The sequence below is a fragment of the Phenylobacterium sp. genome (genome assembly GCF_046590535.1).
In the GTDB taxonomy this organism is placed as follows: domain Bacteria; phylum Pseudomonadota; class Alphaproteobacteria; order Caulobacterales; family Caulobacteraceae; genus Phenylobacterium.
In genome coordinates, this window is the sequence record NZ_JBKJTG010000029.1 from 1 (window position 1) to 6,994 (window position 6,994).

General features: G+C 69.4%; 7 protein-coding genes and 1 pseudogene. 6 read left to right on the forward strand and 2 right to left on the reverse strand.

The window, feature by feature from the left end:
* Together ACLL81_RS01555 and hspQ are read right to left on the reverse strand one after the other, a co-directional pair.
* Positions 1–163: pseudogene (locus ACLL81_RS01555) on the reverse strand (phenylalanine 4-monooxygenase); the annotation flags it as partial.
* An 82-nt stretch (positions 164–245) separates the two neighbouring features.
* Positions 246–575 carry a heat shock protein HspQ gene (gene hspQ / locus ACLL81_RS01560; RefSeq protein ID WP_411286587.1) on the reverse strand — a complete coding sequence of 110 codons (330 nt, stop codon included), beginning with the start codon at positions 573–575 and terminating at the stop codon, positions 246–248.
* Between the two features lie 156 nt (positions 576–731).
* Here hspQ and ACLL81_RS01565 point away from each other — a divergent pair, with 156 nt between their 5' ends.
* From ACLL81_RS01565 to guaA, 6 genes are all read left to right on the forward strand, one after another.
* Complete coding sequence (locus ACLL81_RS01565) at positions 732–1,823, forward strand: Ppx/GppA phosphatase family protein (protein WP_411286588.1); 1,092 nt, start codon at positions 732–734, stop codon at positions 1,821–1,823.
* Positions 1,820–2,527: an RlmE family RNA methyltransferase gene (locus ACLL81_RS01570; protein WP_411286589.1), complete on the forward strand. Its 708-nt coding sequence runs from the start codon at positions 1,820–1,822 to the stop codon at positions 2,525–2,527. Before ACLL81_RS01565 ends, ACLL81_RS01570 begins: the two co-directional genes overlap by 4 nt.
* Before the next feature lie 75 nt (positions 2,528–2,602).
* On the forward strand, positions 2,603–4,066 hold the full coding sequence (guaB, locus tag ACLL81_RS01575; protein WP_411286590.1) for an IMP dehydrogenase: 1,464 nt from the start codon (positions 2,603–2,605) through the stop codon (positions 4,064–4,066).
* Positions 4,067–4,135: 69 nt separating this feature from the next.
* Positions 4,136–4,534, forward strand: coding sequence for an MAPEG family protein (locus ACLL81_RS01580; protein ID WP_411286591.1), 399 nt, complete (start codon positions 4,136–4,138; stop codon positions 4,532–4,534).
* Positions 4,535–4,543: 9 nt separating this feature from the next.
* Positions 4,544–5,821, forward strand: a complete 1,278-nt coding sequence (locus ACLL81_RS01585; RefSeq protein ID WP_411286592.1) for an RsmB/NOP family class I SAM-dependent RNA methyltransferase — start codon at positions 4,544–4,546, stop codon at positions 5,819–5,821.
* Between the two features lie 31 nt (positions 5,822–5,852).
* The coding region (guaA, locus tag ACLL81_RS01590) for a glutamine-hydrolyzing GMP synthase (RefSeq protein WP_411286593.1) at positions 5,853–6,994 on the forward strand (1,142 nt) is incomplete at its 3' end.

Sequence of the window (6,994 nt, forward strand, 5' to 3'; positions counted from 1 at the left end):
GGAAGGGATCGCAGGCGCGGCCGGGCAGGAGGGCGGCCTGGCGCTCATAGAGCGTGAGCCAGACGTCATGCTCCGCCTGGCTGTAGCTCTCCCAGCCCTGGTCGATGGTCCAGTCGACCCGCGCTCCGAGCGGGGGACCCGTGGTGAAGCCGTCGGCGCTCATGCCAGCGAGAATGGACCGCTCCGCGCGGAAGTTCCGTTCGGACTTGCCGCCCAAAGCTGGGGCGGGCAGCAAAACATTGCGCCTAGTGGCTGATCCGGGGCCGAAGCTTGTACTGGCCCTCGCGGAACGACTCGAAGATCTGGGTCGCCTGCGGGTGGCCGACCGGCTGGCCGGTGTCGTCCGGCAGCAGGTTCTGTTCCGAGACGTAGGCCACGTAGGCGCTCTCATCGTTCTCGGCGAGCAGGTGGTAGAACGGTTGGTCCTTGCCGGGCCGGATGTGTTCCGGAATCGACAGCCAGTATTCCTCGGTGTTGGCGAACTGCGGATCGACATCGAAGATGACGCCACGGAAGGGATAGACCCGGTGCCGGACGACTTGGCCGATCGCAAATTTGGCGAGTCGCGTGTTCATGAGCCGAATCTACATCCCTTCACCTGACTGGAAGGTGAACGTAACGATCAGAAACCTGCATTCAAGGCCGCGCTTCCTGCGATCGGCCGAACTTGCTACAGTCGACTGGAAATGAGGCGCGCGGACGGGCGGGCCTGCCAGGACGGATAGCAGTCCATGACTGAGGCGCCGAGCGCGCCCGGCGCCCCGGTGCGTGACCGGGCCGGGCCGATGAACGAACCCGCGTGCTATGCCGCGCTGGACCTGGGCACCAACAATTGCCGCCTGCTGATCGCCACGCCCGCCGGCGCGGGATTTCGCGTGGTGGAGGCCTATTCCCGCATCGTGCGCTTGGGCGAGGGCCTGACCCAGAGCGGGCGGCTCTCGGAGGCCGCCATGGACCGCGCCCTGGCCGCCCTGAAGGTCAGCGCCGAGAAGGTGCGCCGCCGCAAGGTGCTGCGCCTGCGCGCCATCGCCACCCAGGCCTGCCGGATGGCCGAGAACGGCCAGGCTTTCCTCGACCGGGTGGAGGAGGAGACCGGGCTCAACCTGCAGATCATCAGCCCGCAGGAGGAAGCGCGCCTGTCGGTGGCCGGCTGCCTGAACCTGCTGGACCGGACCGCCGACGCGGCCCTGGTGGTGGACGTGGGCGGCGGCTCGACCGAGCTTTCCTGGGTTGACCTGAAAGGCGCTCCGCCGACCGGCACGCCGCCGCTGCGGGCCTGGCTCTCGGTGCCCATCGGGGTGGTCACCCTTGCCGAGCGCTTCCCGGAGGGCGAGAGCGCCACCGAGGGCTGGTTCCGGGCCATGGTCGACACCGTCAAGAGCGAGATCGCCGCCTTTCCCCGGGCTGACGGCCTGCGTGAAGTGTTCGACGCCGACCGGGCCCACCTGATCGGCACTTCGGGCGCGATCACCAGCCTGGCAGGACTGCACCTCAATCTGCCGCGCTACGACCGCAACCAGGTGGACGGCATCTGGATGACCCGGGCGCAGTGCGACGCCGCCGCCGGCCGCCTGCTGGCGCTGGGTCCGAAGGAACGGGCCGACCAGCCGTGTATCGGCCCCGACCGCGCCGACTTGGTGCTGGCTGGTGCGGCGATCCTGCAGGCTGTGCAGGAACTGTGGCCCTGCAGCCGGGTGCGGGTCGCCGACCGGGGGCTGCGCGAAGGCATCCTGCTGTCCCTGATGGCCGAACGGCAGGGCCGCCGCCGGCGCCGGCGGCGCGGCGCGCGGCGCGATCCCCAGGTCCAGGGCGCCGCGGCATGAGCGACGAACCGCCCCGCAAGCGCATGGTCAAGTTGCCCTCCGGCGGGACGGAGGAGGGCCGCACCAAGCCGGCTCGCCTGAAGACCGCCTGGAAGCGCACGCCCTCCCAACAGGCCTGGCTGGAGCGGCAGATCAACGATCCGTTCTCGGCCCAGGCCCGCGCCCACGGCTATCGCAGCCGCGCGGCCTACAAGCTCACCGAGATGGACGACCGCTTCCGCCTGCTGAGGCCCGGCGCGCGGGTGGTCGACCTGGGCCTGGCGCCCGGCGGCTGGACCCAGGTGGCCCTCGAGCGTGGCGTCACCCAGATCGTCGGCGTCGACCTGCTGCCGGTCGACCCGTTGCCGCCGGCCCACATCCTGCAGATGGACTTCACCGACCCGGCCTGCGGGCCGATGCTCATGGAGCTGCTCGGCGGGGCGCCCGACGTGGTGCTCTCCGACATGGCCCCCAACACGGTGGGTCACCGGCGCACCGACCACCTGAGGATCATGGGCCTGATCGAGATCGCAGCTGCCTTCGCCATCGACGTGCTGAAACCCGGCGGCGCCTTCGTCACCAAGGCCTTCCAGGGCGGCGAGACCCACTACGTCATGGGCGACCTCAAGCGCGCCTTCACCGAGGTGAAGAACGTCAAGCCGAAGGCCAGCCGAGCAGACTCCTCGGAGGTCTACATCGTGGCCACCGGGTTGAAGGGGCGCTGACCCGCCTTTTTCCCCGCCCGCGTTGACACCAGCCCCCATCAAGGGGATACCGCGCCCGCAAAACGAGGTGTCTCCATGGAGATTCGCGAAGGGCTCACCTTCGACGATGTTTTGCTAGAACCCGGCCCGTCCGATGTGATGCCCACCCAGGTGGATGTCGCGACCCGGTTCACGCGAGAGATCAATCTGAACATACCGCTGGTGTCCGCCGCCATGGACACCGTCACCGAGAGCCGGCTGGCCATCGCCATGGCCCAGAATGGCGGTCTGGGGGTCCTGCACCGCAACCTCACCGTCGAGGAACAGGCCGACCAGGTGCGCGAGGTGAAGCGCTACGAAAGCGGCATGGTCATCAACCCCCTGACCATCAATCCGGAGACCCCGCTCAGCGAGATCCGCGAGATCAAGGCCAGGCGCAAGATCTCCGGATTCCCAGTGGTGGACCCGGTGACCGGGCGGCTCTGCGGCATCCTGACGAACCGCGACATGCGTTTTGAAGGCAGTGCAGATGTTCCCGCCAAGGCCCTGATGACTCACGAAAATCTTGTGACTGTGAAGGAGGGGGTCAGCCAGGCTGAGGTCCGCGAGCTGCTGCGCCGGCACAAGATCGAGCGGCTGATCGTGGTTGACGATGACTACCGCGCGGTGGGCCTGATCACGGTCAAGGACATGGAGAAGGCCGAGGCCCATCCGGCCGCCGCCAAGGACGCGCAAGGCCGCCTGCTGGTGGGCGCCGCCTCCACGGTCGGCGACACGGGCTACGAGCGCTCCATGGCCATGGTGGACGCCGGGGTGGACGTGGTGGTGATCGACACCGCCCACGGCCACAACGCCGACGTGGCCAAGGCGGTGGCCCGCATCAAGCGCGAGACCAACCGTGTGCAGATCGTCGCCGGCAACGTCGCCACCTATGACGGCGCCCGCGCCCTGATCGCGGCCGGGGCCGACGCGGTGAAGGTGGGCATCGGCCCGGGCTCCATCTGCACCACCCGCATCGTGGCTGGGGTGGGCGTGCCGCAACTGACCGCCATCGCCGACGCGGTGCGCGCGGCCCGGGATAGCGACGTGCCGATCGTCGCCGACGGCGGGATCAAATACTCTGGCGACCTGGCCAAGGCGTTGGCCATGGGGGCGTCGGTGGCGATGATGGGCTCGGTGTTCGCCGGCGTCGACGAGGCGCCCGGCGAGGTGTTCCTCTACCAGGGCCGCTCCTACAAGGCCTACCGCGGGATGGGGTCCCTGGGCGCCATGTCGAGGGGTTCCGCCGACCGGTATTTCCAGAAGGAAGTCTCCGACGCCCTGAAGCTGGTCCCCGAAGGGATCGAGGGCCAGGTGGCCTACAAGGGCCCGATCGCGCCGATCCTGCACCAGATGGTGGGAGGCCTTCGCGCGGCCATGGGCTACGTGGGGGCCAGCGACCTGGCCGCCTTCCGCGAGCGGGCCCGGTTCATCCGCATCACCGGCGCGGGCCTGCGCGAGAGCCATGTTCACGACGTGATGATCACCCGCGAGGCTCCGAACTACCCAAGTCCGGTATAGCTTTTTCGAGGGAACGACCGCGCCGCCCAAGGCCATCCCGGCTGCGGCGGCGCTCAGGGGGACGCGCAGATGGATACGGTGGCCTTGGAACTGAAGCTGCTGGCGGCGGCGGTGATCGTGGGGTTGGTGCAGCTGGGCTGGGCGGCCTTCGCGGCCCGCGGGCAGCAGAACCTGGTGTGGGCGGCGGGACCCCGGGACGATCCCATGCCGATCACCGGGGTCGCTGCGCGCCTCGACCGGGCCTTCTGGAATTTCATGGAGACCTTCCCGTTCTTCGCCGCCGCGGTGCTGGCCGCGGTGCTGGCCGGAAAGACAGGGTCGCTTACCCTCTGGGGCGCGGCGCTCTATGTGATCGCCCGCGCCCTCTACGTGCCGCTCTACGCCTCGGGCATCCCGCGGATCAGGACGCTCGTTTGGGTTGTCAGCCTTGTGGGCGTGATCATGGTGGTCGCGGCCCTGTTCATATGAGTTCAGCCTTTGCGTGACGCCGGGCGCCTCGGGGCGGCCATCGATGTTCTGACGGAGATCGAGACCCGCCACAGGCCGGTCCGGCTGGCGTTGAAGGCCTGGGGCGAGGGCGCGCGCTATGCGGGCGCCAAGGACCGCGCCTGGGTGTCCGGCCTGGTGCTCGACGTCCTGCGAAGGCGCCGATCGCTAGCCTGGCGGATGGGCGAGGAGACCCCGCGGGCGACGGCGCTGGCCGCTTTGCGCTTCCTGTGGGACTGGCCGCAGGCGCGGATCGCCGAGGCGGCGGCCGAGGAACCCCACGGGCCGGGGGCGCTGACCGAGGCCGAACTGGCGGCGTTCGCCAATCCCCGCCCCTTGGCGCAGGCGCCCGATGCCGTGCGCGGCGACTATCCCGACTGGCTCGACGCCTCGCTGGCCCGGGTGTTCGGCGGCGATCGCGCGGCGGAGGGCCAGGCGCTCTCCGAGCGGGCGCCGGTGGACCTGCGGGTCAATCTTCTGAAGACCGACCCCGCCCGGGCGCTGAAGGCTTTGGCGCCGCTGCTGGCTGAAGCCACCGACGCGCTGCCCACCGCGCTGCGGATGCCCGCCCTCGATCCCACGGCGCGCAGCGGCGCAGTGGAGGCAATCCCGCAGTTCTCCAAGGGTTGGTTCGAGGTGCAGGACCTGGGCTCACAGATCGCGGCGTCCTGCGCCGGCGAGGTCAAGGGCAAGCAGGTGCTCGACCTCTGTGCCGGCGGCGGCGGCAAGACCCTCGCGCTGGCCAGCGACATGGGCAACACCGGCCAGATCTACGCCTATGACAGTGACGCGCGCCGGCTCGCCGACACCATCCGCCGGGCTGATCGGGCAGGGGTGCGCAACCTGCAGGTCCGCTCGCCGATCAATCCCGACGCCCTGAAGGGCCTGGAAGGCCGCATGGAGGTGGTGTTCATCGACGCGCCCTGCAGCGGCACGGGCTCTTGGCGTCGCCATCCCGACACCAAGTGGCGGCTGACGCCGGAGACCCTGGAGCGCCGCCTGGCCGACCAGGACCAGGTGCTGGACTCAGGGGCGGACTACGTGAAGCCCGGCGGGCGCATGGTCTATGTGACCTGCTCGGTGCTGCCGGAGGAGAATGAGGACCGGGTGGCGGCCTTCCTGGGCCGACGCGAGGGCTTCACCGTGGCTCCCACCACAGACGACCCGAAGCTCGTCGGGCGCCTGTCGCCGGAAGGCTACCTGCGCCTGTCGCCGAGAACCTCGGGGACCGACGGCTTTTTCGTCGCCGTACTGGTGCGCACGCCATGACGCGGCGCCCGACTTTCGCTAACGGAGCCCCATGACCGAGCCGGCCGAAGACCACGAACGCGTGCTGATTGTCGACTTCGGCAGCCAGGTGACCCAGCTGATCGCGCGCCGGCTGCGCGAGAGCGGTGTGTTCTGCGAAATCCACCCCTACGACAAGGTGGACGCCATGCTCGACGCCTTCGCGCCGAAGGCGGTGATCCTCTCCGGTGGCCCGGCCAGCGTGCACGAGGCGCAGAGCCCGGCGGCGCCCAAGCGGATCTTCGACCTGGGGGCGCCGGTCCTGGGCATCTGCTACGGCGAGATGACCATGTGCGCCGAACTGGGCGGGGCGGTGGAGGGCGGCCACGCGCGCGAGTTCGGCCGCGCGGAGATCCTCATCGAGCGGGAAAGCCCGCTGCTGGCCGGCCTGGGCGAGGTGGGCGCGCGCGAAACTGTCTGGATGAGCCACGGGGACAAGATCACCGCCATCCCACTGGGGTTCGAGGTGGTGGCGGCGTCTGAGGGCAGCCCCTATGCGGTGATCGCCGACGAGGGCCGCCGGTTCTATGGCGTCCAGTTCCACCCCGAGGTGGCGCACACCCCGCGCGGCGCCCTGATGCTGCGCAACTTCACCCATAGGATCGCCGGGTTGAAGGGCGACTGGACGATGGCCGCCTTCCGTCAGGAGATGGTGGCCAAGGTCCGCGAGCAGGTGGGCGAGGGCCGGGTGATCTGCGGCCTGTCGGGCGGGGTGGACTCATCGGTGGTGGCGGTGCTGCTGCACGAGGCCATCGGCGCGCAGCTCACCTGCGTCTTCGTGGACACCGGCCTGCTGCGGTTGAACGAGGCCGACCAGGTGGTCACCATGTTCCGCGATCACTACAACATTCCGCTGATACACGTTGATGCGGCTGATGAATTTCTTGGACAGCTGGCCGGCGTCAGCGACCCGGAGACCAAGCGCAAGACCATCGGGCGGGTGTTCGTGGAGATTTTCGACCGGGAAGCCGCCAAGGTGGAGGGCGCCGCCTTCCTGGCCCAGGGCACCCTCTATCCGGACGTCATCGAAAGCGTCTCGGCGCGCGGCGGTCCGTCGGCGGTGATCAAGAGCCACCACAACGTCGGCGGCCTGCCGGACTTCATGAAGCTGAAGCTGGTGGAGCCCCTGCGGGAACTGTTCAAGGACGAGGTCCG